24 protein-coding genes are annotated in these 22,078 nt (G+C 62.6%); 15 read left to right on the top strand and 9 right to left on the bottom strand.

What is annotated here, in order from left to right:
• Positions 1-247 precede the first annotated feature (247 nt).
• On the top strand, positions 248-463 hold the full coding sequence (locus ACEK02_RS17860) for a hypothetical protein (RefSeq protein ID WP_371422919.1): 216 nt from the start codon (positions 248-250) through the stop codon (positions 461-463).
• A gap of 6 nt (positions 464-469) precedes the next feature.
• Here ACEK02_RS17860 and ACEK02_RS17865 read toward each other — a convergent pair whose 3' ends face one another.
• Complete coding sequence (locus ACEK02_RS17865) at positions 470-1,720, bottom strand: class I SAM-dependent methyltransferase (protein WP_371422920.1); 1,251 nt, start codon at positions 1,718-1,720, stop codon at positions 470-472.
• Positions 1,721-1,976: 256 nt separating this feature from the next.
• Between ACEK02_RS17865 and ACEK02_RS17870 the strand changes: the two genes are divergently transcribed.
• Entirely contained in the window at positions 1,977-3,173 is a 1,197-nt protein-coding gene (locus ACEK02_RS17870) for a hypothetical protein (RefSeq protein ID WP_371422921.1), read from the top strand.
• Between the two features lie 91 nt (positions 3,174-3,264).
• Here ACEK02_RS17870 and rplI read toward each other — a convergent pair whose 3' ends face one another.
• The 4 genes from rplI to rpsF all read right to left on the bottom strand — a co-directional run bounded on the left by rplI (position 3,265) and on the right by rpsF (position 5,706).
• On the bottom strand, positions 3,265-3,849 hold the full coding sequence (gene rplI, locus ACEK02_RS17875; RefSeq protein WP_089263933.1) for a 50S ribosomal protein L9: 585 nt from the start codon (positions 3,847-3,849) through the stop codon (positions 3,265-3,267).
• Positions 3,850-3,894: 45 nt separating this feature from the next.
• A complete protein-coding gene (locus ACEK02_RS17880; protein ID WP_371422922.1) occupies positions 3,895-4,863 on the bottom strand; it encodes a hypothetical protein in 969 nt (322 codons plus the stop codon).
• A gap of 124 nt (positions 4,864-4,987) precedes the next feature.
• Positions 4,988-5,227: a 30S ribosomal protein S18 gene (gene rpsR, locus ACEK02_RS17885; protein WP_002711478.1), complete on the bottom strand. Its 240-nt coding sequence runs from the start codon at positions 5,225-5,227 to the stop codon at positions 4,988-4,990.
• A 5-nt stretch (positions 5,228-5,232) separates the two neighbouring features.
• Complete coding sequence (gene rpsF / locus ACEK02_RS17890; protein ID WP_068731054.1) at positions 5,233-5,706, bottom strand: 30S ribosomal protein S6; 474 nt, start codon at positions 5,704-5,706, stop codon at positions 5,233-5,235.
• A gap of 369 nt (positions 5,707-6,075) precedes the next feature.
• Here rpsF and fabD point away from each other — a divergent pair, with 369 nt between their 5' ends.
• The 12 genes from fabD to ACEK02_RS17950 all read left to right on the top strand — a co-directional run bounded on the left by fabD (position 6,076) and on the right by ACEK02_RS17950 (position 17,342).
• Positions 6,076-7,035 (top strand): ACP S-malonyltransferase, encoded by a 960-nt coding sequence (gene fabD / locus ACEK02_RS17895; RefSeq protein ID WP_371422923.1) that lies wholly within the window; start codon positions 6,076-6,078, stop codon positions 7,033-7,035.
• A 21-nt stretch (positions 7,036-7,056) separates the two neighbouring features.
• Positions 7,057-7,794 carry a 3-oxoacyl-[acyl-carrier-protein] reductase gene (gene fabG / locus ACEK02_RS17900; RefSeq protein WP_371422924.1) on the top strand — a complete coding sequence of 246 codons (738 nt, stop codon included), beginning with the start codon at positions 7,057-7,059 and terminating at the stop codon, positions 7,792-7,794.
• A 296-nt stretch (positions 7,795-8,090) separates the two neighbouring features.
• Complete coding sequence (locus ACEK02_RS17905; RefSeq protein ID WP_006020277.1) at positions 8,091-8,330, top strand: acyl carrier protein; 240 nt, start codon at positions 8,091-8,093, stop codon at positions 8,328-8,330.
• A gap of 141 nt (positions 8,331-8,471) precedes the next feature.
• Positions 8,472-9,737, top strand: a complete 1,266-nt coding sequence (gene fabF / locus ACEK02_RS17910) for a beta-ketoacyl-ACP synthase II (RefSeq protein ID WP_371422925.1) — start codon at positions 8,472-8,474, stop codon at positions 9,735-9,737.
• A 114-nt stretch (positions 9,738-9,851) separates the two neighbouring features.
• On the top strand, positions 9,852-11,132 hold the full coding sequence (gene mltG, locus ACEK02_RS17915) for an endolytic transglycosylase MltG (protein WP_371422926.1): 1,281 nt from the start codon (positions 9,852-9,854) through the stop codon (positions 11,130-11,132).
• Positions 11,133-11,251: 119 nt separating this feature from the next.
• Positions 11,252-12,139, top strand: a complete 888-nt coding sequence (locus tag ACEK02_RS17920; RefSeq protein WP_371422927.1) for a YicC/YloC family endoribonuclease — start codon at positions 11,252-11,254, stop codon at positions 12,137-12,139.
• A gap of 2 nt (positions 12,140-12,141) precedes the next feature.
• Positions 12,142-12,816 carry a guanylate kinase gene (gmk, locus tag ACEK02_RS17925; RefSeq protein ID WP_371422928.1) on the top strand — a complete coding sequence of 225 codons (675 nt, stop codon included), beginning with the start codon at positions 12,142-12,144 and terminating at the stop codon, positions 12,814-12,816.
• Between the two features lie 4 nt (positions 12,817-12,820).
• Positions 12,821-13,444: a TIGR00725 family protein gene (locus ACEK02_RS17930; protein ID WP_371422929.1), complete on the top strand. Its 624-nt coding sequence runs from the start codon at positions 12,821-12,823 to the stop codon at positions 13,442-13,444.
• A gap of 85 nt (positions 13,445-13,529) precedes the next feature.
• Positions 13,530-14,318, top strand: coding sequence for an ABC transporter permease (locus ACEK02_RS17935; protein WP_371422930.1), 789 nt, complete (start codon positions 13,530-13,532; stop codon positions 14,316-14,318).
• Positions 14,319-14,335: 17 nt separating this feature from the next.
• Positions 14,336-15,355: an ABC transporter ATP-binding protein gene (locus ACEK02_RS17940; protein WP_371422931.1), complete on the top strand. Its 1,020-nt coding sequence runs from the start codon at positions 14,336-14,338 to the stop codon at positions 15,353-15,355.
• An 11-nt stretch (positions 15,356-15,366) separates the two neighbouring features.
• Positions 15,367-16,446, top strand: a complete 1,080-nt coding sequence (locus ACEK02_RS17945; protein ID WP_371422932.1) for an extracellular solute-binding protein — start codon at positions 15,367-15,369, stop codon at positions 16,444-16,446.
• A 71-nt stretch (positions 16,447-16,517) separates the two neighbouring features.
• Complete coding sequence (locus ACEK02_RS17950; RefSeq protein WP_371422933.1) at positions 16,518-17,342, top strand: ABC transporter permease; 825 nt, start codon at positions 16,518-16,520, stop codon at positions 17,340-17,342.
• Between the two features lie 53 nt (positions 17,343-17,395).
• Here ACEK02_RS17950 and ACEK02_RS17955 read toward each other — a convergent pair whose 3' ends face one another.
• Complete coding sequence (locus ACEK02_RS17955; protein WP_371422934.1) at positions 17,396-18,454, bottom strand: alcohol dehydrogenase; 1,059 nt, start codon at positions 18,452-18,454, stop codon at positions 17,396-17,398.
• 233 nt (positions 18,455-18,687) lie between these two features.
• Here ACEK02_RS17955 and ACEK02_RS17960 point away from each other — a divergent pair, with 233 nt between their 5' ends.
• Positions 18,688-18,966, top strand: coding sequence for a hypothetical protein (locus tag ACEK02_RS17960; protein ID WP_371422935.1), 279 nt, complete (start codon positions 18,688-18,690; stop codon positions 18,964-18,966).
• Positions 18,967-19,169: 203 nt separating this feature from the next.
• On the opposite strand, the gene rsmA is transcribed toward ACEK02_RS17960, so the two are convergent.
• From rsmA to ACEK02_RS17975, 3 genes are read right to left on the bottom strand one after another with little or no spacing between them, the layout of a single operon-like run.
• Positions 19,170-20,042, bottom strand: a complete 873-nt coding sequence (gene rsmA / locus ACEK02_RS17965; RefSeq protein ID WP_371422936.1) for a 16S rRNA (adenine(1518)-N(6)/adenine(1519)-N(6))-dimethyltransferase RsmA — start codon at positions 20,040-20,042, stop codon at positions 19,170-19,172.
• A complete protein-coding gene (pdxA, locus tag ACEK02_RS17970; RefSeq protein ID WP_371422937.1) occupies positions 20,039-21,043 on the bottom strand; it encodes a 4-hydroxythreonine-4-phosphate dehydrogenase PdxA in 1,005 nt (334 codons plus the stop codon). Before pdxA ends, rsmA begins: the two co-directional genes overlap by 4 nt.
• 41 nt (positions 21,044-21,084) lie before the next feature.
• The gene (locus ACEK02_RS17975; RefSeq protein WP_371422957.1) at positions 21,085-22,014 is read right to left on the bottom strand and encodes a SurA N-terminal domain-containing protein; all 930 of its coding nucleotides are present in this window, start codon (positions 22,012-22,014) and stop codon (positions 21,085-21,087) included.
• Between the last annotated feature and the right edge of the window lie 64 nt (positions 22,015-22,078).

Below are 22,078 nucleotides of genomic sequence, written 5' to 3' on the forward strand. Positions count from 1 at the left end.
GATTCCCACATTGGTCCGGCGGGATTTGCGGCTGAACCAAGCATTGCGCTTGACGCCCTGGTGGCAACAAGGGGGAGGGTCCTGAATCATTGCTTAAGGAACCCGGAAAAATTGCCCCGCGCGCCTGAACCGGATGGCGATCTCTCGCACTTACAAGAGAGCCAACCGTTCGCAGGAACGGCGATGCCGGAACCCCTCGGGGACTTCGGCGTTGGCTTCATAACGATGAGAGGCGAAGGATAGATCGATGGGCCAGCGCCACCAGCATCCTGATGCCGGAACCGATGGTTCTGCGTGGTTATCCACGCTGATCGACACGTTCGAGCGCACCGCGCAGCTTGAAAATGTCCCATGCGATACGAAAGCGCTGTCCGCCGCCAAAGCGCGCCTCCAGCGCCCCGCTGTTTTGCAGCCGCGGCCTGTCTTGCGCCGCCGACAGGCGACGCTCCTATTGCAACACTAGGTCAGCCTATTCGCCGGCAATCTGCAGGCGCGGTTGCTGAGCGCGCTCTAGGCCACGCAGCCGATCTTCTTCCCGTTTGATATAATCGCGCGTGAACGGCACCACGTCCTGACGTTTGGTAAGTTGGATCTGGAAATTCATCACGTTCTGCATGCGGAACGACATTTCCGACGCCGCCAGATAAAACTCCCACATCCGCGCGAAGCGCTCGTCATAGAGCCGCACGGCTTCCTCGCGTCGTGCCATGAAGCGCTCACGCCACGCCTTGAGCGTCTCGGCATAATGCAGCCGCAGGATTTCGATGTCCGAGACCAACAATCCGGCCCGCTCGATCGCCGGGAGGACTTCCGACAGGGCAGGGATGTAACCGCCGGGGAAAATGTACTTGGCGACCCATGGATTGGTGATGCCGGGTCCCTCGGGGCGGCCGATGGAGTGCAGCACCATCACGCCGTCCTCGGTCAGGAGTTCAGCGCATCGCTTGAAGTAGGTATCGTAGTGGTCGACGCCGACATGTTCAAACATGCCGACCGAGACGATGCGATGAAATGGACCGGGGACGTCGCGATAGTCCTCGAGCAGGAATTTAGCGCGGTCCTTGAGGTTTTTCTCGCCGGCCCGGGCATTGGCGACCTGAAGCTGTTCGGTGGACAGCGTAACGCCGGTAACATTGGCGCCTGTCATCTCCGCCAGATAGAGCCCGAGCCCGCCCCAGCCGGAGCCGATATCGAGCACGCGTTGGCCTTTTTCGACCAGCATCTTGGCCGCCAGGTGGCGCTTCTTGGCGAGCTGGGCGTCGTCCAGCGTCGCATCCGGCTCCTCGAAATAAGCGCAGCTATATTGCTTGTCGGCATCCAGAAACAACGAGTAGAGCCGGGCGTCCAGATCGTAGTGATGGGCAACGTTGTTGCGGGAGCGCTTGCGGGGATTGAATTGCTGGGCGTGGCGCAGGACGTAGCGGAGCCACCATTGCAGCCTGGCCCAGCGCGGTGCCATGTCCGGCTGGTTCAGGGCGATGGCGAGCAGGTCGGCGATGGTGCCGCGCTCCATAACGAGCAGCCCGTCCATGAAAATCTCGCCGAGGGCCAGTTCGGGATCTAGAAGTAGTCGGCGTTGGGCGGCTTTGGTGACGAAGCGGGCGGAGACGGGGGGGCCGGAGCCATCTCCGAAGGTGAATTGCTGGCCGGAGGCGGTGGTGAAGGTTATCGCCCCTCGGCGAATGTACCGACTCAGGAAGAATCGCAACAGACGGTCCATCGAAATCACCCCAATGATCCGATCACGCGCAAACTGAAGCAACAGCGTAACTTCCCGCCGTGCACGAGATCAACTGTCTTCCTAGCTCTAAGGTAGATGATAGTAGCGGTGCACCGCATGTGCCAATGCGCACGCTGCAATGCCGCTATCCCGATTGTTCCGATCACATCGTTGCGATATGTCGATACTTCCATTCACGTCACAATCGGATACAAGGTGATCCGCGTGATTAAGCTAGCCACATCAGGAGATTGAAATGTTGAGCCGAGCGCTCAGTTTAGCGACGGTGATGCTCCTGGTTAGCTTCGCAGCGGTCCCGGCACAGGCCCAAAACCTCGAAGCCGGAAAATCACCCTCCCAGATTTTCGCGGGCGGCTGTGCCGTTTGCCATAAGAGCCCGCGCGGGCTGTTAAAGACGGTGGCGCCGGGGGCGCTGCCGGCCTTCCTGCGCCAGCATTACACGACGAGTACCGATATGGCGGCCTCGATGGCCGCTTATGTCGTGTCCAACGGGGCGGCCGACCGTCGTCCAGCCGGGGATAACCTGACGCGTCAGGGCCGGGAGCTGACAACCGAGCAGAAGCCGGCCCCGGCCGATGCGAAGCCGGGTGCAACACCGTCGCCCGAGGCAATGCCGCCGGGCCGTCGATCCCGTTCGCAGGAAGCCGCAAAGCCCGAGGCCGATGTTGCGCCAGCTCAGGCCGAGCCCGGTACGCGCCGGGGCCGCAATGCCAAGCGGCTGGCCCATCCTGCTGCAGACAATCCCGAAGCCAGGCCCGCTGACGCCCAGTCGCCGGCTGCCGCCGAAACGGAGCGTCCCGCCGCGAAGCAGAAGCTCGGCAAGAAAGGGCGTCGCCATCAGGAAGAGCCGCCGAAGGCCGAACCCGTGAAGGATGAGCCCAAGGTCGAACCCAGGACCGAGCCGAAGCCTGAACCCAAGGCTGAACCCAAGGTCGAGCCGAAGCCGGAGCCGGTGAAAACCGAGCCAGCGAAGCCTGCTGAAGAGAGCAAGCCCGAGGCGAAGCCGGAGCCCAAGCCCGAAGTTCAGCCCGAAGCCAAGCCTGAGACGCCGACACTACGTCCGGATCCGGTCCCGCCGGTGACGCCGGCACCGAAGGCCCCCGAAGGCGAGAGCCGTCCGGCGCCATCCGCGCCCGCGACACCGCCTCCGGCGACTCCGACTCCTGCACCCGCGGAGCCTGCTCCGGCAGCTCCTGCGTTTCCGCCAGCAGCAACGCCGGCACCGGCACCTGTGGCACCGACGCCTCCGCCCGCGGCCACACCTCCAGCAGCTCCGTCGGCCCCGGCCCCGGCGCCTGCGCCGGCCCCTGCGGCCCCGACGCCTGCAGCGCCTTCGCCAGCACCGGCCGCGCCGCCACCGCCTCCGTCGTCGGCTGCACCGCCGGCGCCTCCGGCCTCGTCAGGCGCGCCGGTGCCGCCGGTCTCGCATTAGAAGGTCAACCATCGTTTCAACGACCGAACAAAAAAGCCCGGCCAGATTGGCCGGGCTTTTCTCGTTTGAGCAGAAGCTCTGTCCTGTGGATTTAGCCGTTGTCTTCTTCGGCGTTGCCCTGTGCGTCCGGATCGAAGAACTCGCCAGCGGCGGCCAGTGCTTCGGCAGCTGCGTCCTGATCTTCCTGACGGCTCGAGATGTCTTCGCCGCGGTTGATGCGCTCGGCTTCGTCGGCCGAACGGGCAACGGTGACGCTGACGCTGACTTCGACTTCCGGATGCACGGCGATCGAGATCTTGTGCTGGCCGATGGTCTTGATCGGCGCGTCGAGCAGCACCTGGCTGCGGGCAAAGGTGACGCCGTCAGCTTCGAAGGTGGCGATGATGTCGCGCACCGACACCGAGCCGAACAGCTGGCCGGTTTCCGATGCCTGACGGATGATGACGACGTTGCGGCCATCGATCTTCTCGGCAACCGTGGTGGCTTCCGCCTTGGCCTTGATGTTGTTGGCTTCAAGGTCAGCCTTCATGCCGTCGTACTTGGCACGGTTGTCGGCAGTGGCGCGCAGCGCCTTGCCACGCTTCAGCAGAAAGTTGCGGCCGTAGCCGTCCTTGACGCGGACGACTTCGCCCATCTGGCCGAGCTTGGCGACGCGTTCGAGCAAAATGACTTCCATGATCGTTCTCCTTTAGGTGTTGAGCAGGTGTTGAGTTGAAGTGAGTCAGGCCACCGTCGACGAAGGTGGCTTGCGTGCGAGAAAACGTTGGCGAAATCCGAAGAAGGCATCGGCGAGGCCGAGGCCAACCATGGTGAGGATGGGCCAGCCGAGGACGAGCACCATGGCGTAGGTCAGACCCAGCACCATCACTCGGCTTTTCATGCCCATGGTCAGCGTATGCAGCGCGGCGAAGCCGGTGAGGGCATAGGCCATCATCAGCGCCGAGGTGACGATCTGCGAAAAGATGCCGACGATGCCGCCCATGAAGGACAGCGCGATGGCCAGACACAGCGCAACCATCGTCATCGGCGGCAGTGCTGCGGATTTCAGCTCGGGCCACGGCCGATTCAGCCGGCCTGATGTCACGATGATCCGGCCGGCAAGCCAGAGATTGAGCGTCAGCGTCATGATCGCGACGATGGCGGCGGCAGCCGGCGCGATCGTCACCAGCGCATTGATGATCTGTTCGGAGTCGCCGGCGCCGTCGCGCGATCCCAGGATGCGGGTCAGAGCGCGTCGCAACGATGAGACGATGGTGTCGCTGTCTGTGCCGAGAGTCAGCAATGCGCCCATGGTCGTGAAAGCGGCGAAGCCCGCGGTCCACAGCAACATGCGGCCGACCGGATACCATTCGACCACGGACGGTGTCGCGGCGGTGCCATTCGCACCGGGCATCTCGGCAGCGACGGGGCGGCCGAGCAATGCGAGATGGCCGAGCCACCAGGCGGGCAGCGCCACGGTGAAGACGAAGGCGGCGAGATAGGGCATGCCGAACAGCAGGCCGAGCGAGGTGCCAGCCGCGATGCCGCCGATGGCAGCAGTGACTGGACCCCAGCCGAGAGCGGCCACCATCAAGGGCAGCGGCGCGAGATAGAACAGCAAAAGGGAAATCAACGCGCCCGAAATGATCGAGGCGAACATCAGCGCTGAGGCAGCGCCGGCGGCAAACGCGATGAGAAGACTTGCGATCATCAGCTGTCCCGCCCCCTTTGAGCGGTTAGAGGCACTTGCCCCAACCATCGGCGACCGGACGACCCGGAAGCCTTATGAGAAATAGAACCGACCGGCGGCACGAGGCCGCCGGTCGAAAACCGCCTTAGCGGATAACGTAGGGGAGCAGGCCGAGGAAACGCGAGCGCTTGATGGCGCGGGCGAGCTCACGCTGCTTCTTGGCGGAGACGGCCGTGATGCGGCTCGGCACGATCTTGCCGCGCTCGGAGACGTAACGCATCAGCAGCTTGGAATCCTTGTAGTCGATCTTCGGCGCGTTCGGACCCGTGAACGGGCAGGTCTTGCGGCGGCGGAAAAACGGACGACGTGCACCAGCTTCAGCCATTGTTCTTACTCCTCAACCGATGCTGCTTCGTCGTCACGCGGACGACGCGGACCACGATCACCACGGAAGCCACCGCCTTCACGGTCGCCACGGAAACCGCCGCCTTCGCGGTCGCCACGGAAGCCACCGCCACGGTCATCGCGCTCACGGTCGCGGTCAGCCTTGCGCATCATGGCTGATGGGCCTTCCTCGTGCTCTTCGACGCGGACGGTCAGATAACGGATGACGTCTTCGCTGATGCGCTCCTGGCGCTCGATCTCGGTGACCGCTGCGGAGGGGGCATCGAGATTCATCAGCACGAAGTGCGCCTTGCGATTCTTGTTCATGCGATAGGTCAGGGAGCGCACGCCCCAGTTTTCCATCTTCACGACCTTGCCGCCGAGACCTTCGACGATGCCGGTCATCTGGGTGGTGAGGTCTTCGACCTGCTGTGCGCTCGCATCCTGACGTGCGAGAAATACATGCTCATAAAGAGGCATGGCTGTCCTTTCCAAGGTTAGCGCGTTTCCCGGCGGCAAGCCCTTCGAACCCTTATGGAAAGGACTCGATATTGCTCAGAAGGCGGGAGCACGGGACGACGGACCAACTGGCCCTATCGCAACAAACCTGTGTGTGATTTTGCTGTGACCGTCCGTTCAGCTCCCGGCCGGGATCTGCGGATCGGGGCCTTATACGGATTTTTGGGGTAATGGCAAGCGAAACAGGGGCCAAATGAGCGGATTCCCGGAGCGGGCGGGGACCCGGATCGTGGTGTATCCTGGGCGTTGCAGCTTGACATTCCCCGTCGTGCCAGTGTCTTACGGCGCACGTTTGAACGAGTTTAAGCCAAAAAACATGACGGGGCGTCAATGACCGCAGCATTTACCTTTCCGGGGCAGGGTTCCCAGGCGGTCGGCATGGGCAAGGCGCTGGCGGATGCATTTCCCGCCGCCAAAGCCGTGTTCGAGGAGATCGATTCGGCTCTGAACGAGAAGCTCACCAGCATCATCTGGGATGGGCCGGCCGAAACCCTCCAATTGACCGAGAATGCCCAGCCCGCGCTGATGGCGGTGTCGCTGGCGACCATGCGGGTGCTCGAGGCCGAAGCCGGCATTTCGCTGGCCAGGGACGCGGCCTTCGTGGCGGGCCATTCGCTCGGCGAATATTCGGCGCTGGCAGCGGCCGGAAGCCTCTCGGTCACGGATGCGGCCCGCTTGCTGCGGACCCGCGGTCTGGCCATGCAGAAGGCCGTGCCGGTGGGCGTCGGTGCCATGGCGGCGTTGCTCGGCCTCGATTACGAGACCGCCGTGGCCGTGGCGGAAGAAGCTGCACAGGGCGAAGTGTGCCACGCGGCCAACGATAATGGCGGCGGACAGGTCGTGGTGTCCGGCAACAAGGCTGCGGTCGAACGCGCGCTGGAGATTGCCAAGACCAAGGGCGCCAAGCGTGCGATGTTGCTGCCGGTGTCGGCGCCGTTCCATTGCAGCCTGATGCAGCCCGCCGCCGACGTGATGGCAGAGGCGCTGGCCAAGGTCACGATCAATAAGCCCGCGGTGCCACTGGTGTCCAACGTGCTGGCCGCGCCGATCACCGATCCCGATGAAATCCGCCGCCGTCTGGTCGAGCAGGTCACCGGCACCGTGCGCTGGCGTGAATGCGTGGCCTATATGGCAGGCCAGGGCGTGACGCGTTTCCTTGAGGTCGGCTCCGGCAAGGTGCTGAGCGGCCTCGTCAAACGCATTGCCGAAGGCGCCGTCGGCGTTGCCGTCGGCGGACCCAATGACATTGCCGCCGCCAAGGATGCGCTCGCAGCAGCGCGTTCGGCGTAAGCGGCCAGAGGAGAAGGCGAAATGTTCGATTTGACGGGACGTACGGCGCTGGTCACCGGCGCGACCGGTGGCATCGGCGGCGCGATCGCCACTGCATTGCATGCGCAGGGCGCTACGGTGGCCATCTCAGGCACGCGCCGCGAGGTGCTGGAAGCCCTTGCCGCCAAGCTCGGCGACCGCGTCCATGTGCTGCCGTGCAATCTGTCCGATGCAGCGGAAGTCGAAGAACTCGTGCCATCCGCCGAGAAGGCGATGGGACAGCTCGACATCCTCGTGGCCAATGCCGGCATCACAAAGGACAATCTGTTCGTGCAGCTGCGCGACGAAGATTGGGACAGCGTGATCAACGTCAATCTGACCGCGACCTTCCGCCTCGCGCGCGCCGCGACCAAACTGATGATGCGCAAGCGCTTCGGTCGCATCATCGCAATTACTTCGGTGGTCGGCGTCACCGGAAATCCCGGGCAGGGGAATTACACGGCCGCGAAAGCCGGCCTGATTGGGATGATAAAGACGCTGGGGGCGGAATACGCCAAGCGCAATGTGACGGCCAATTGCATTGCACCCGGTTTCATCGCAACGCCGATGACCGATGTGCTGAACGACAAGCAGCGCGAAACGATTCTGACCAAGGTGCCGGCAGGACGTCTTGGATCGCCGGAAGATATTGCGGCAGCGGCCGTCTATCTGAGCTCAAATGAGGCGGCTTACGTCACCGGCCAGACGATTCATGTCAATGGCGGCATGGCGATGATCTAAGCGTGGGGGAACCCCAACGTCGTGATTTAATTGAGGTTTGGACGGTCACCGGGTTAAGTGGCCAAGCCAAGTGAAGTATGGTAACCGAACCTCCAACGGTGGGGCAAAGAAGGCCATTGCAGGAATTTGAAACCCTGTATATTGGCGGGGACGAGCCTGCCGTTTTCGCGAGGCTCCGTCCGGGACGACGGGGTCAATCCAGAGACGCGCAACTGCGCAAGGTTTAACGAGTTAAACGCTCCACGATGGCTCGTATCGTCTGCGGACGGGCCCAATGTAACAAGCACGAGGTTGATATGAGCGAGATTGGCGAGCGAGTGAAGAAGATCGTGGTGGAACACCTTGGTGTTGAACCCGAGAAGGTGGTCGATGCCGCGAGCTTCATCGATGATCTCGGCGCCGACAGCCTCGACACGGTCGAGCTCGTGATGGCGTTTGAAGAAGAGTTCGGTTGCGAAATTCCGGACGACGCGGCCGAGACGATTCTGACCGTCGGCGACGCAACCAAGTTTCTCGAGAAGAACGCAAAGAGCTGACGTCTTCGCGCGACACATTTTGAAGCCGGCCGGATCGCGTTTGTGCGATCCACCGGCTTCTTGCTGTGACGCGTAGGCATTTGCTCAAGAGACTTTAGCTCAAGACACATCGGCTCAAGGATGGGCCGTGGAGGTACGACAATGAGGCGGGTGGTCGTCACAGGCCTTGGCATGGTGTCGCCACTTGGCTGCGGCGTCGAGCCGACCTGGAAGCGCATCCTCAACGGTGAGAGCGGCGCAAAGCGGATCGATACATTCGATGTATCCGATCTCACCAGCCAGATCGCCTGTGTGATTCCACGCGGCGACGGCACCCATGGCACCTTCAATCCCGACCAGTGGATGGAGCCGAAAGACCAGCGCAAGGTTGACGACTTCATCATCTATGCGATGTGCGCCGCCAAGCAGGCGCTCGACGACGCCAACTGGCACCCGGACAATGAAGACGATCGCTGCGCCACCGGCGTGATGATCGGCTCTGGCATCGGCGGCCTGTCCGGCATTGCCGATACAGCATTGCTTCTGAAAGAACGCGGCCCACGCAAAGTGTCGCCGTTCTTCATTCCCGGCCGGCTAATCAATCTCGCTTCGGGCTACGTCTCGATCGAGCACGGCCTCAAGGGCCCCAATCACTCCGTCGTCACGGCATGTTCGACCGGCGCGCACGCGATCGGCGATGCCGGCCGTCTGATCGCGCTCGGCGATGCCGATGTAATGGTCGCCGGCGGCACCGAGTCGCCGATCAGCCGCCTCGCGATGGCCGGTTTCGCCGCGGCGCGCGCGCTGTCGACCAATTTCAACGATGCACCCGAGAAGGCGTCGCGGCCTTACGACAAGGACCGCGATGGCTTCGTCATGGGCGAAGGCGCCGGCGTGGTCGTGCTCGAAGAGTACGAACACGCCAAGGCGCGCGGCGCACGTATCTATGCCGAGATTATCGGCTACGGCATGTCGGGCGACGCCTATCACATCACGTCGCCGACGCCTGATGGCGATGGTGCGTTCCGAAGCATGAACGCTGCGATGAAGCGTGCCGGCATTTCCGCGGCTGACATCGACTACATCAATGCGCACGGCACCTCGACCCCGCTTGGCGACGAGATCGAGCTTGGCGCGGTTCAGCGCCTGCTCGGCAATGCCGCGTCGAAAGTGTCGATGTCGTCGACGAAGTCGTCGATCGGCCATCTGCTCGGCGCGGCCGGTGCGGTTGAGGCCATCTTCTGTGTCCTTGCGATTCGGGATAACATCGCGCCGCCGACGATCAATCTCGACAAGCCGTCGGTGGAAACCGCGATTGATCTCGTCGCATTGACCCCGCGCAAGCGCGAAATCAATATTGCCTTGTCGAATTCATTCGGTTTCGGCGGTACTAATGCGTCCGTGATCCTGCAGCGCGTGGTTGGTTAGAGAACCTCCACCGTTTCGCCGTATTCCGCGCTAATTCCTACACTGGGCGTATGCTATTGACGGGTATCGTGTTTGTACCCGTCACGATTGAACCGACAGGATCAGGTACTATCGATGAGTGAGAGGCCGCCCATTTCGCCCAGGAGTCCGCGTGCCGCGCTGGAGCCGGAGCAGGTTCCGCCGCCGCCGAAGCGTTCCGACCATGCGCGCAATCCGCTCGTGGTTGCCGGCAATGCCATCATCACCATCATCATCATCGCCATGCTCGGTGCTGGCGGCGCCTATGTCTATGGTCGCCAGGCGCTGGAAGCGCCGGGACCGCTGCAGGAAGAAAAGGTCGTCAATATCCCCGCGCGTGCGGGCAAGGGCGACATTGCCGAAGCGTTGCTGCGCGAAGGCGTGATCTCCGCCAATCGCTGGGTTTTCATCGGTGCCGTGTTTGCGCTGAAGGCCAGTTCCGAACTGAAGCCTGGCGAATATCTGTTCCAGAAGAACGCCAATCTGCGCGACGTCATCGGCACCATCGTCGAAGGCAAGGTCGTGCAGCACTCCATCACGATTCCCGAAGGCCTGACCTCCGAGCAGATCGTCGCGCGCCTGACCGAGAACGACATCTTTACCGGCTCGATCCGCGAAATGCCGCGTGAGGGCACGTTGCTGCCAGAGACCTATAAATTTCCGCGTGGCACGCCGCGCGACCAGGTGATCCAGCGCATGCAGCAGGCGCAAAAGCGCATACTCGCCGAAATCTGGGAGCGTCGCAACGCCGATATTCCCGCGAAGACGCCGGAGCAACTGGTGACGCTCGCATCCATCGTCGAGAAGGAGACAGGCCGTGCCGACGAGCGCAGCCGTGTGGCCGCCGTATTCGCCAATCGCCTGCGCCAGAAGATGAAGCTGCAGTCGGATCCGACGATCATCTATGGCATCGTCGGGGGCAAGGGCACGCTCGGCCGGCCGATCAGGCGCAGCGAGATCCAGCAGCCGTCGCCTTACAACACCTATGTGGTTGAAGGCCTGCCGCCGGGGCCCATCGCAAATCCGGGCCGTGCATCACTCGAAGCGACCGCCAATCCGGCGCGCACGCGTGACTTGTTCTTCGTGGCCGATGGCACCGGCGGTCATGCCTTTACCGAGACCTACGACGCGCATCAGAAGAACGTCAGCAAGCTGCGCGCAATGGAGAAGGCCGTCCAGAACGACGCCGTGGAACCGCCGGAAGAGGCTGCCGCTGCGCCTGCCGGAGCGGCTACAGATCCTGGCGCCGCAACGGGTACAAGCCCGGCCAGGCCCGCACCGGCCAAGCAGCGGGCCCGTACGGCGCCTGCGCCAGCCGCGCCGGCTCGTCAGGGCGCTGCGCAGTCGTCGGGTACACCGCCGGTTGTTCAGCAATAGGCCGTACCACCAAGCCCGCGCTGGCTTCTGCTTCGAATTCCCCTTGGCCTGAAAAGGCCCTAACCTGAGCCGGTTCGCACCTTGCGAATCTTACTCGTATTCTTTGGAGACGTTCAGCGATGGCGTTGTCGAGCATGACCGGCTTTGCGCGAAGCCATGGCACCAGCGGACCTTACAGCTTCGAGTGGGAGCTGAAGTCCGTCAACGCCAAGGGCTTCGACCTGCGCTTCCGGATGCCTCCGGGTTTCGACGAGGTCGAGGCGGTCGCCCGCAAACGCGCCGCCGAAGTGCTGTCGCGCGGCACTGTTTACGCGAACCTCACCGTTAAGCGCAGCAACGCGGCCTCGACCGTGCGGATCAACGAAGAGGTGCTGAATTCGGTGCTGCGTATTGCTGCCGAACTGGCCAGCAGGATCGACGCCGTCGCGCCGAGCGTCGATGGCCTGATGAATATCAAGGGCGTGATCGAAGTGGTCGAGCCCGAGGCGGACGAGGCCGAGGACAAGGCGGCGAAGGCGGCCGTGGCCGCAGCGTTCGAAGAGGCCCTTACGGCGCTGGTCGCGATGCGCAAGCGCGAGGGCATGACGCTCGGTGACATCCTGTCGCAGCGCCTCGACGAGATCGAGACGCTGTCGAAGAAGGCTGAGGCTGCACCGGGCCGCAAGCCGGAGGCCATTCGCGCGCGCCTTGCTGAACAGATCGCGACGCTGCTGGAAGCCTCGGATCGTTTCGATTCCGATCGGCTGAGCCAGGAAGCGCTGATGATGGCGACCAGGGCCGACATCCGCGAAGAGCTCGATCGCATTGCATCCCACATCTCGCAATCGCGCGAGATGATCAACAAAGGCGGCCCTGTCGGCCGACGGCTTGATTTCCTGTCGCAGGAGTTCAACCGCGAGGTCAACACCTGCTGCTCGAAATCCAACGATCTGGAATTGACCAGCACCGGCCTCGAGATGAAGAACGTGGTTGAGCAATTCCGTGAACAGGTACAGAATCTGGAGTGACCATGTCCGGGGGCAGCCGAAATTCTGGGGAAGCTGGCTTTGACGGAGTCGAACGGCGCGGATTGATGTTCGTGCTGTCATCGCCATCCGGTGCCGGCAAGACGACACTGACGCGGCTGCTGATCGACCGGATGCCGGGGCTGCAATTGTCGGTCTCTGCGACGACGCGTCCGATGCGGCCCGGTGAGGTCGACGGCAAGGACTATATGTTCGTCGACAAGCCGCGCTTCGAGAAAATGGCCAAGGGCAACGAATTGCTCGAATGGGCCACCGTGTTCGACAACCGCTACGGAACGCCGCGCGCGCCGGTAGAAGCGGCACTCTCCGCCGGCAATGACGTGTTATTCGACATCGACTGGCAGGGTACGCAGCAGCTGCGTGAGAAAGCCCGGGCCGACGTCGTCAGCGTCTTCATCCTGCCGCCCTCGGCGGCCGATCTCGAAAAGCGCCTGCATACGCGTGCGCAAGATTCCGACGACGTGATCCGCGGGCGCATGAGTCGCGCCAGCCATGAGATGAGCCACTGGGCGGAATACGACTACATTGTCATCAACCACAATGTGGAGGAGGCCTATAGCGAGGTGCAGTCGATCCTCAAGGCCGAACGCCTGAAGCGCGAACGCCGCACCGGACTGACGTCGTTTGTGCGGAAACTGCAGCAAGAACTCGAAGGCTGACTTCATGCAGGCATTGTTCTGGAATGAGCGCACGCAGCAGCTCAGCGATGGCGTACGGGTGTTCGATCCTCTCGCTTTGACGTGGCGGAACGATGCGGCGGAGCAGAGCGGCGACGCCGTCACTCCTTCAGAGGCGCTGTTGAGGCTCGCAGCAACGCGCAAGCTGCGACGCGTGCCGATAGGCATCATCGGCCCGCGCGAGGCCACGCAAGCGCAATACAACCTCGCCGAACAGATGGGCTCGGCATTGGCGCGCCATGGACTGCAACTATTGTGCGGCGGCAAGAACGGCGTGATGGAAGCGGCGTGCAAGGGTCATGCACTGGAGGGCGGCATGGCTGTCGGCTTGCTGCCTGATGAAGAGTGGCACGCAGCCAATCCCTATGTCGCCATCCCCATTGCGACGGGCATCGGCCCCGCACGCAATGCAATTATCGCCCGCGCATGTCTCGTGCTGGTCGCGATCGGCGGCGGTGTCGGGACGCTCTCGGAGATGGCGCTCGGACTACAATTCAATCGTCTGGTGTTGGCGATGGCCGATGCGCCAGAGGTGAATGCGGTCGAGCGCGTCGCTGATGTCGACGGGGTCATCGCCCGCATTGCAGCACGCCTTCTCGCAACTGCATAACTTTGTCACAATGTCATAAAACTGATATGCCACCGTTATACTGAGGCGCAGACTTCAGCATCACATTTGACAGGGGACATGGGTCGTGCCGTTCGTCGCGATCGCCTATCTGATTTTTCTCGCGGCGCCTGTCCTGTTGCTATTTGTCGGCTCTTTCGGAGACGTCTGGAGCGGCACGCTTCTGCCGTCGGGGTTCACCTGGCGCTGGTATCAGGAAGTCGCTGGTGATCCGAGCTTTCGCCGCGCTTTCATCACCAGCCTTAAGATTGTCGCGACCACCTGCATTCTCAACATCCTGATCGGCCTGCCGCTGGCCTATGCCATTCACGCTGGCGCGCGAGGCGGCGTGCGTCTTGCGGCGCGGATCGTCACGCTGATGCCGATTGCAGTGCCCGAGCTGGTTCTCGCTTTCGGTTTCATCCTCGTCTTCTCGTCGGACGCATTGCCGTGGCTCGGTAGTTTCTGGCTGCTCGCTGCGGGCCATCTTGTACTGACGCTGCCCTATACTGTGACGGCGCTGGTGGCCGACATGGATCAGCTCGGGCTCGCCGAATATGAACACGCAGCCGCAACGCTCGGCGCGTCGTTTCCGGCACGCATCTGGGACGTGACGCTGCCGCAGCTGCATACGAGTCTGTTGTCCTGCATGCTGACAGTTGCGGCGCTGTCGATCGGTGAATTTCAATTATCCAATCTGGTCTCTGGCTTTCTGTCGCGCACCTATCCTGTGGTGCTGCTGCAGGCGTTCTACGGCGCAACTGGCTTTGCCTGCGCGGCGACCCTCGTATTGCTCGGGCTTGCGATGATCGCGTCGCTGACCAGTGGATTGACGGCGCGGGTCACGGGCCGGCGTAAAGTGGGGGCAGGAGCGTGACGCTGCGATACGATCAAGTGAGTTACAGCTATCCCGGCACGAGCACCGGGGTGTTCGACATTGCTCTGGAGATCGGCCGCGGCGAATTGCTGGCCATCATCGGCGCGTCTGGCTCGGGCAAATCGACGATCCTGAAACTGCTGGCGGGCTTCCTCAAGCCTGACACCGGGCCCATCCTGATCGGTGGCAAGGACGTCGGCGCGTCGCTGCCCGAGGCGCGTCGTCTGGGTGTCGTGTTTCAGAACTATGCCTTGTTCCCGCATATGCGGCTTTGGGAAAACATTGCCTATCCACTGAAGGTGCGCGGCATTGCCAAACAGGAGCGTCGCGCGCGCGCCATCGAGATGCTTGGACGTGTCGGCATGGGCAAGCGGGCAGAGGACTATCCAGCGGAATTGTCGGGTGGGCAGCAGCAGCGCGTGGCGCTGGCGCGTGCACTGGTGTTCGAGCCGCAAGGTCTTCTGCTCGACGAACCGCTGTCGGCGCTCGATGCGGGATTGCGGCTGGAGATGCGCGATGAGATCCTGCGTGTGCAACGTCAGGCCGGCATTGCGACACTGCTGGTGACGCACGACCAGGAAGAGGCGCTATCGATCGCCGACAAGGTCGTGATGATGCGCGACGGCCGTATCGTGCAGATCGGCACGCCGCGGGAGCTTTACGAGACACCGGCCGATGCCAGTGTCGCGGCCTTTGTCGGTCAATCCAATCTGTGGTCCGGTAGTGTTTCTCGCGACGGCATCGTGACAACGCCGATTGGCCCGCTTGCCTGCGACACGCAGGGCAGGAGCATTGGCACGAAGGTCACCGTGTTCGTGCGCCCCGAGCGGGTCGAGCCGATCACCGGCCCGGTCGATGCGAGCAATCCCTGCTGCTTTGCGGGTAGCATGTCGGCTGACCGCTATCTCGGTCCCGTCAGGCGCATCGACATGGCCGTCGCCGGCGGCGCCATTCGTCTCGAAACCCATCTGCGCGGGCCGATCACCGGCGTGACCATCCCGCACGATGCCATCCGCCTTCTTCCCGCGACCTCATAAAGGAGATCGACATGAACCGACGCAAGTTTCTGAGCCGCGTTGCCATAGCTTCCCTGGCCATCGCTATCGGCCCGGCGGCCTGGGCCTTTGAAGGCCCCGAACTCTATGCCGGTGAAAAGACGCTGTACGAAGCTGCCCGCAAGGAAGGCCTCGTCGTTTCGTTCGATACCGGACCGACCTGGGCCAACTGGGCCAACCAGTTCAAGGCGTTCCAGAAGCGCTATCCCGGCGTCGAGATGGTCTATAACGACCTCGGTTCGGCCGCGACCGTCGTCGCCCTCGACAAGGCGCGCAATCGCCCGCAGGCCGACACAGCCTATTACTTTGCCGCTTCCGCGCTCGATGCAGCCAAGGCCGGGGTCGTCGATGGCTTCAAGCCGGTGAATTTTGACAAGCTCCCCGATCCGCTGCGCGAGGCCGAAGGCCGCTGGTTCACCATCCACACGCTGAGCGCGGCCTTCCTTGTCAATACCAAGCTGGTCAAGACCGTGCCGCAGAGCTGGGCCGATCTCCTGAAGCCGGAATACAAGAACGCCATTGTGTATCAGGACCCGCGCTCGACGGGGCAGGGGCAGGTCGTGGCTTTCGCCGCGGCATTCGGCAATGGCGGCAGCATGGACAATGTCGCGCCGGGCATCGACTATTTGGGCAAGCTGACCAAGGCCGGCAACGTGCTGCGCACGGTCGGCACCACGCCTTACGCCCAGTTCCTGAAGGGGGAGATCCCGATCTGGATCGGCTACGAGAACGACGGGCTGAAAGCCAAGTTCACCGACGGCCTCGGCGACGGCGTTGCCGTTGTGATCCCGAAGGAAGCATCGGCCGCCGCGCCTTACGCGATTTCGCTGGTGAAGAATGGACCGAACCCGAATGCCGGCAAGCTCTGGCTGAACTTCATCATGAGCGATGAAGGCCAGAAGATCTTCGCCGAGGGTTATGTGCGTCCGGCGGTGCCCGGCGTCAGCCTGCCGCCGAGCGTTGCCGACAAGATGCCAGCCGCGCCGCAGGTACAGGCGATGGATATCGCCAAGGCTACCGCGAAGAAGGCGGAGATCGACGCCGGCTGGGCCAAGGCCGTTCTCGGTCAGTAGGCTGAACTCACCACAGCGATCCCCGCGTCAGCACGGGGATCGCTTCTTCGTCCCCTGCAACAAGGACCACGATGAGCGCTCGCGTCCCGACATCCATGCTCGCTGCGTTTGCCGTGCCCGGCAGTGTGGTACTGGGACTGTTCTTCCTGATCCCCGTTTGTGCGGTGCTTGTGGGCGCCTTTGCGGATGGCGGCAGCGCCTTCGGCCGGTTGGCGAATGATCCGGTATTCTGGAACGGTTTGCGCGGGACGATGGTGCTGGGCACCGTGGCGCCGCTGTTCTCGCTCGTCGTCGGCTTTTGCGTGGCGCTCGCGCTGGCGCGCTTCGCGCCGGGCCTTCGGACGGCAGCCTTGATCGCCATCTCGCTGCCGCTGACATTTTCCGGGCTGATCGTCGCCTACGGCTTTATCCTGCTGCTTGGCCGCGCCGGTTTCGTGACTCTGTTGCTCGCCAAACTGGGCTTTGATCCCGCCATCATCGGCGGCTTCATCTTTTCACCGCTGGGTCTGGGGCTGGCCTATTCCTATTATCTGGTGCCCCGCGTCGTTTTGATCGTGCTGCCGGCGATCAGTAATTTCGATCGCAACCAGATGCTGGCCTCGCGCTCGCTGGGCGCGGGCAGTTTTCGGACGCTGGTCGAAGTCATGCTGCCGCAGATATTGCCGAGCCTGATCGCGGCCTATTGTTTGACGGCCGCAGTTGCCGTCGGCGCCTATGGCACGGCGCTGGCGCTGGCCGGCACGCAGGTGAACATCCTGCCGCTGGTGCTCTACAGCAAGATCTCGGAGACGGGGACTGACCTGCCAGCCGCGTCCGCGGCGTCGATCGTCCTGGTCGCGATCTGCGCTGTCGTCGTGGCGATCGGTGAGGCGATGCAGCCGCAGCGCAGTCGGTAAAAGAAAAGGCTGCCAGATGACGCCAAGCGCCATCTGGCCAACGGTTCCTCAGCTCAGTTGGTCAGCATGATCCTGCCGACGACCTTGCCGGCACGCAATTCGTCGATCCATTTCTGTGCATCGCCCATCGGCTCCGCCTTCATCGGCGTGGGCTTCAGCTTGCCGGCGCGGGCCAGCGCCATCAACTCTTTAGCCTCTTCGAGGGTGCCGACCATGAAGCCCTCGATGGTCATGCGCTTGTAGATCCACTGCACCATGGGCAGGCTGAAATTGCCGCCCATCAGGCCGGATACGACGACCTTGCCGCCGCGTGCCACCGTGGCCACCGCGAAGTTCATGGACTTGTCGTTACCGGCAAAGTCCACGACGCCATCGAAGCCACCGTCATTCTCCTTGACCATGCGCTTGGCGACGTCCGGCTCGGCCGGATCGTAGGCGAAGGCGGCGCCGTTCTTCAGCGCGGCTTCGCGCGCGGCCGGATTGAGATCGGCGACCGAAATCGGCTGCTTGAACATCGCCTGTGCCAGCGCGAGACCGGCCATGCCGACACCGCCGAGACCGACGAGCAGCAGGTTGCGCTGTCGCGGGCGATCGACGAGACGCTTGAGAGCGCCGTAGGCCGTAATGCCCGAGCACATCAGAGTCGCCGCCATGTTGATCGGCAGTGGATCGTAATCGAGCAGATATTTCTCGTCGGGCACCAGCACATGCGTCGCGAAGCCGCCGTCGAGTGAAACGCCGAGGAAGCGGTTCTTGGCGCAGAGGTTCTCGTCGCCAGCGAGGCAGTCGCGGCATTTGCCGCAGCCGATCCACGGGAAGACGGCCTTCTTCTTGCCAATCAGCGATTGATCGCCATCGGGACCGACTTCATCGACAATCCCGGCGATCTCGTGGCCGAGTGTAAAGGGAAGCGTCATGCCGCGCGTGGTGTCGAGCTTCTTGCCGCCGCCGAGATCCGCATAGCCGTCCTGTATGTGCAGATCCGAATGACAGAGACCGCAGCATTCGATGCGGACCAGCACCTCTTTGCCCTGCGGCTTCGGCGTGTCGACGATGGTTTCGCAGAGCGGAGCGTCGAATTTCACCAGCGACTGGCGTTTCATAAGAGCCATTTTTTTATAATTCCCTAGACTTTACTTGTCCTTAGCAACCACAAGTTCATTGGAAGTTCAATAGCCAGTTCAAGCTCTGTTCTTGGACCGGAAATATGGGCTCCATCGCGTTCGGGCGCGCCCAGCAGCCTTTGTCGCCATTGCGACGAGGAATAGATTGAGAACGCGTTCCCGGATTGTAAGGTTGATGTAATCCTGGCGTCCTAAGACCCCCCGAAAGAGGGGATTCACAAGTGACGCAGGTCATCGCCACAATGACTCGCAACAAGAAGAGGGTGGATGTCGATGAGCTTATCTGGCTGATCCACCAAGAATTACTCGCTCGGGTTGGTAAAGGTAAGTCGTTCTCATTCTCCATCTCTCCGGACAAAGAGCATGGCTGGGCCGTGCGTACTCGTGTGGGCGGTCGTCGACTCCATCCGATTGTCCAGAGTGCTCTGAGTGAGATTGAACTCGAGTTTCAAGAAAAATATTCGATCCCGCGCGACTTACACTTATTTGACGGTGAGTAATCTGTAGACCGTCGGTGCGGGTAGCAAGGGAGTGCCGACGCTGATGGCGTGCGGATACGAGTCCTTGCAGCGCGGCGGATGCTGATCCGCCTGAGGCGCGACCGGTCCGGAGATGCTTGTTCCGGGATGGGGTCGACCACCACCTTCAGTAGCCGCGCACGCCTGCTTCATGTGCGCGGCGATTTACAGTCCTGCGTGGGACATCACGGCGCTGGCGTGATGCTCTTTGTCTTTCTGATCTCTGACAATTCGCGCGCCATCGCGACAAAGCCCGACACCGGAACCGTCTCGGCGCGCCGGGTAACGTCGACATCGGCAGCTGCGGCGAGCCGCTCCGGATCGACGCCGAGGGACTTCAGGCTCTGCCGCAGCATCTTGCGGCGCTGATTGAACGCCGCTGCCGCCACCTGTTCCAGCAAACGGCGTTCGCAGGCCTCGGGCGCCGCACGGGGAACGAGGCGTACGACGGATGACGTGACCTTTGGCGGCGGCGTGAAGGCGGCCGGCGAGATGTCGAACAGGATTTTGGTTTCGGCGCGCCAGTTCGACAGCACGCCGAGCCGGCCATAGGCTTCGTCATCTTCGACGGCGACGATGCGTTCGGCGACCTCGCGCTGGAACATCAACACCAACATGTCGTACCAGGGCGGCCACGGTTCGGTGCACAGCCAGTCGATCAAGAGCTGAGTGCCGATATTATAGGGCAGGTTGGCGACGATCTTGGCACGCTCGCCTGATAGCATCGGGCGCGGATCGAAGGTCTGGGCGTCGCCGATGACGATCTCGAGCCGACCAGGATAGTGCGCGGCGATTTCCTTGAGCGGGCCGAGTGCGCGCTCGTCACGTTCGACCGCGATAACGCGTTTGGCGCCCGTCGCCAGCAATGCGCGGGTGAGGCCGCCAGGACCAGGGCCAACCTCGATGACCGTGCAATCTTCCAGCGGGCCGGCGGCGCGTGCGATGCGTGCGGTGAGATTGAGATCGAGTAGAAAATTCTGGCCGAGCGATTTGCGCGCCTGGAGATCGAAACGTTTGATGACGTCACGCAGCGGTGGCAGATCGTCGATCCCGCTCATGCGGATTGTGTCGCTGCCATGCGGGCTGCGAGTTTCAGCGCCGCAATCAGGCTCGACGGATTGGCGCGTCCGGTGCCGGCGATGTCGAAGGCCGTGCCGTGATCCGGCGAGGTGCGGATGAAGGGAAGGCCGAGCGTGACGTTGACGCCGTGATCGAAGGCGATCGTCTTGATCGGGATTAGTGCCTGGTCGTGATACATGCAGATGGCGCAGTCATAGGTCGAGCGGGCCGCCGGATGAAACATCGTATCGGCCGGCAACGGACCGCGCACGTCAATGCCCTCGTTCTGCAGCACCGTGACCGCATGCATGATGATTGTCTGTTCCTCGGTGCCCAGCGATCCGTCTTCGCCCGCATGCGGATTGAGCCCGGAGATGGCCAGCCGCGGGCGACGGATCCCGAAGCGGGTCTTCATGTCGTTGACGACGATACGCGCGGTGGCGGTGATCAGCGGGGCGGTCAATTGTGCGATGGCGTCACGCAGTGAGACGTGGATCGTAACCGGCACCACGGCCAGTTCCGGTGACCACAGCAGCATCACCGGAAGCGGCACCTTGCCGTCGTGCGCGGCGAGTTCGGCGAGAAATTCGGTGTGGCCAGGGTGGTTGAAACCGGCGCGGTAGAGCACACTCTTGGCGATCGGATTGGTAACAACGGCGCTGGCGTGGCCGGCTTCGACATCGGCGACGGCCTGGCGGATCGAGGCAATGGCTGCAGGCGCGCTGGAGGCGTCAGGCCGACGCGGAGGCGCCGTAACAGTCTGGCCGATCGACACCACCGGCAATGCGTCAGCGAAAATCTCAGTGGCACTGGCGGGCGTTGCATCGGCCAGCTTGACGTCGAGGCCGAGTGTCCTCGCGCGGTCCGCCATGAAGGCGCTATCACCACGCAAATAGAACGGGGGCAGGTCGAGTTCGCGCCGACGGAGCCAGGCGGCGATAGCGATGTCCGGGCCGATGCCAGCCGGTTCGCCCAATGTCAGCGCAAGAGGTTTGGTCATGGTGCCGCCCTAAGCCAGTCGCGGCCTAAGCCGGATCGGAACTAGCGATATTCGATCATCGCCGCCTTGCGCAAATCCTGCAGGTAGGATTTCGATTTCGCCTCGAATTTTTCGGCGAACATCTTGTCTCGGACTTCACGTTTCTTCGGCGTATCGACCTTGGTCGGCTTGCGCGCGCACAGGGCGACCATTTCGACGCCCTGGCGGGTCACTTCCGGGGGCGTGAGACGTCCGATCGGGGTCTTGTCGAGCAATTCTCGCAGCGATGGCGGCAGATCGGCAGAGGTCTTGACGACCGTATCGCGGATGGTCGCATTCTGCATCGACTTGAAGGTACGGTTGGCGTCTTCGCAGCTCTGGATGCGCTCGCGCAGCCCTTCGGCTTCCTTGTGCCGCGCTTCCATCACGCCGGACGCCGCACCGCGGGGCACGACCAGCACAACAGGCCGCATCTGATATTCGAATGCTTCGGTCGTGGCATCGCCACCGGCGCTCTGGACGGCCGCATCGACTTCCTTTTCACCGACCTGCAGGCTCTGCTTGAAGCGCCCACGGACGATCGCGTTCCAGACCATGTCGGCCTTCAAACGGCTTTTCAATGTGTCGGGGCGGATGCCTTTGGAGGCCAGCGACTGCACCAGCTGATCTGGCGTGAGGCGCATGCGCGAGCTCATGTTCTGAAACGCACCATCGACTTCCGAGGCGGCCGGATCGACGCTGTATTTCTTGCCTTCCTTGATCTTCACCTTCTCGTTGATCAGCTCGTCGATCACGTCCTGGCGGCTGTTCGTCTTCGCGCCTGACAGCGCATTCAACTTGGTGCGCTGTTCGATATCGAAATTGGTGATGGGCTCGCCATTGACCATTACGGCGACGGACTGGGCCCGAGCCGGTGATCCCGCGCAAATGAGAAGGGTAACTGCCGTCGCCAAAGTGGCTTGCAGAACGCGTCCGGAAATCATCGTACCCATCATTGTCAAAACCGCGGTGTCAAAGCTCGCTTGAAAGCAGAATTCGCATACATCGCGACGGAAA

Origin of the sequence: Tardiphaga sp., assembly GCF_041424195.1 — a bacterium.
In the GTDB taxonomy this organism is placed as follows: Bacteria; Pseudomonadota; Alphaproteobacteria; order Rhizobiales; family Xanthobacteraceae; genus Tardiphaga.

Bases quoted from the DNA above. Each gene is read 5' to 3' on its own strand.
- ACEK02_RS17860 (WP_371422919.1), top strand. From the start codon at position 248: ATGGGCCAGCGCCACCAGCATCCTGATGCCGGAACCGATGGTTCTGCG.
- ACEK02_RS17865 (WP_371422920.1), bottom strand. From the start codon at position 1,720: ATGGACCGTCTGTTGCGATTCTTCCTGAGTCGGTACATTCGCCGAGGG.
- ACEK02_RS17880 (WP_371422922.1), bottom strand. From the start codon at position 4,863: ATGATCGCAAGTCTTCTCATCGCGTTTGCCGCCGGCGCTGCCTCAGCG.
- gmk (WP_371422928.1), top strand. From the start codon at position 12,142: ATGTCCGGGGGCAGCCGAAATTCTGGGGAAGCTGGCTTTGACGGAGTC.
- rsmA (WP_371422936.1), bottom strand. From the start codon at position 20,042: ATGAGCGGGATCGACGATCTGCCACCGCTGCGTGACGTCATCAAACGT.
- pdxA (WP_371422937.1), bottom strand. From the start codon at position 21,043: ATGACCAAACCTCTTGCGCTGACATTGGGCGAACCGGCTGGCATCGGC.
- ACEK02_RS17950 (WP_371422933.1), top strand. From the start codon at position 16,518: ATGAGCGCTCGCGTCCCGACATCCATGCTCGCTGCGTTTGCCGTGCCC.
- rpsF (WP_068731054.1), bottom strand. From the start codon at position 5,706: ATGCCTCTTTATGAGCATGTATTTCTCGCACGTCAGGATGCGAGCGCA.
- ACEK02_RS17905 (WP_006020277.1), top strand. From the start codon at position 8,091: ATGAGCGAGATTGGCGAGCGAGTGAAGAAGATCGTGGTGGAACACCTT.
- fabG (WP_371422924.1), top strand. From the start codon at position 7,057: ATGTTCGATTTGACGGGACGTACGGCGCTGGTCACCGGCGCGACCGGT.
- ACEK02_RS17870 (WP_371422921.1), top strand. From the start codon at position 1,977: ATGTTGAGCCGAGCGCTCAGTTTAGCGACGGTGATGCTCCTGGTTAGC.
- rplI (WP_089263933.1), bottom strand. From the start codon at position 3,849: ATGGAAGTCATTTTGCTCGAACGCGTCGCCAAGCTCGGCCAGATGGGC.
- ACEK02_RS17920 (WP_371422927.1), top strand. From the start codon at position 11,252: ATGGCGTTGTCGAGCATGACCGGCTTTGCGCGAAGCCATGGCACCAGC.
- ACEK02_RS17955 (WP_371422934.1), bottom strand. From the start codon at position 18,454: ATGGCTCTTATGAAACGCCAGTCGCTGGTGAAATTCGACGCTCCGCTC.
- rpsR (WP_002711478.1), bottom strand. From the start codon at position 5,227: ATGGCTGAAGCTGGTGCACGTCGTCCGTTTTTCCGCCGCCGCAAGACC.
- ACEK02_RS17975 (WP_371422957.1), bottom strand. From the start codon at position 22,014: ATGGGTACGATGATTTCCGGACGCGTTCTGCAAGCCACTTTGGCGACG.
- ACEK02_RS17930 (WP_371422929.1), top strand. From the start codon at position 12,821: ATGCAGGCATTGTTCTGGAATGAGCGCACGCAGCAGCTCAGCGATGGC.
- fabF (WP_371422925.1), top strand. From the start codon at position 8,472: ATGAGGCGGGTGGTCGTCACAGGCCTTGGCATGGTGTCGCCACTTGGC.
- ACEK02_RS17945 (WP_371422932.1), top strand. From the start codon at position 15,367: ATGAACCGACGCAAGTTTCTGAGCCGCGTTGCCATAGCTTCCCTGGCC.
- mltG (WP_371422926.1), top strand. From the start codon at position 9,852: ATGAGTGAGAGGCCGCCCATTTCGCCCAGGAGTCCGCGTGCCGCGCTG.
- fabD (WP_371422923.1), top strand. From the start codon at position 6,076: ATGACCGCAGCATTTACCTTTCCGGGGCAGGGTTCCCAGGCGGTCGGC.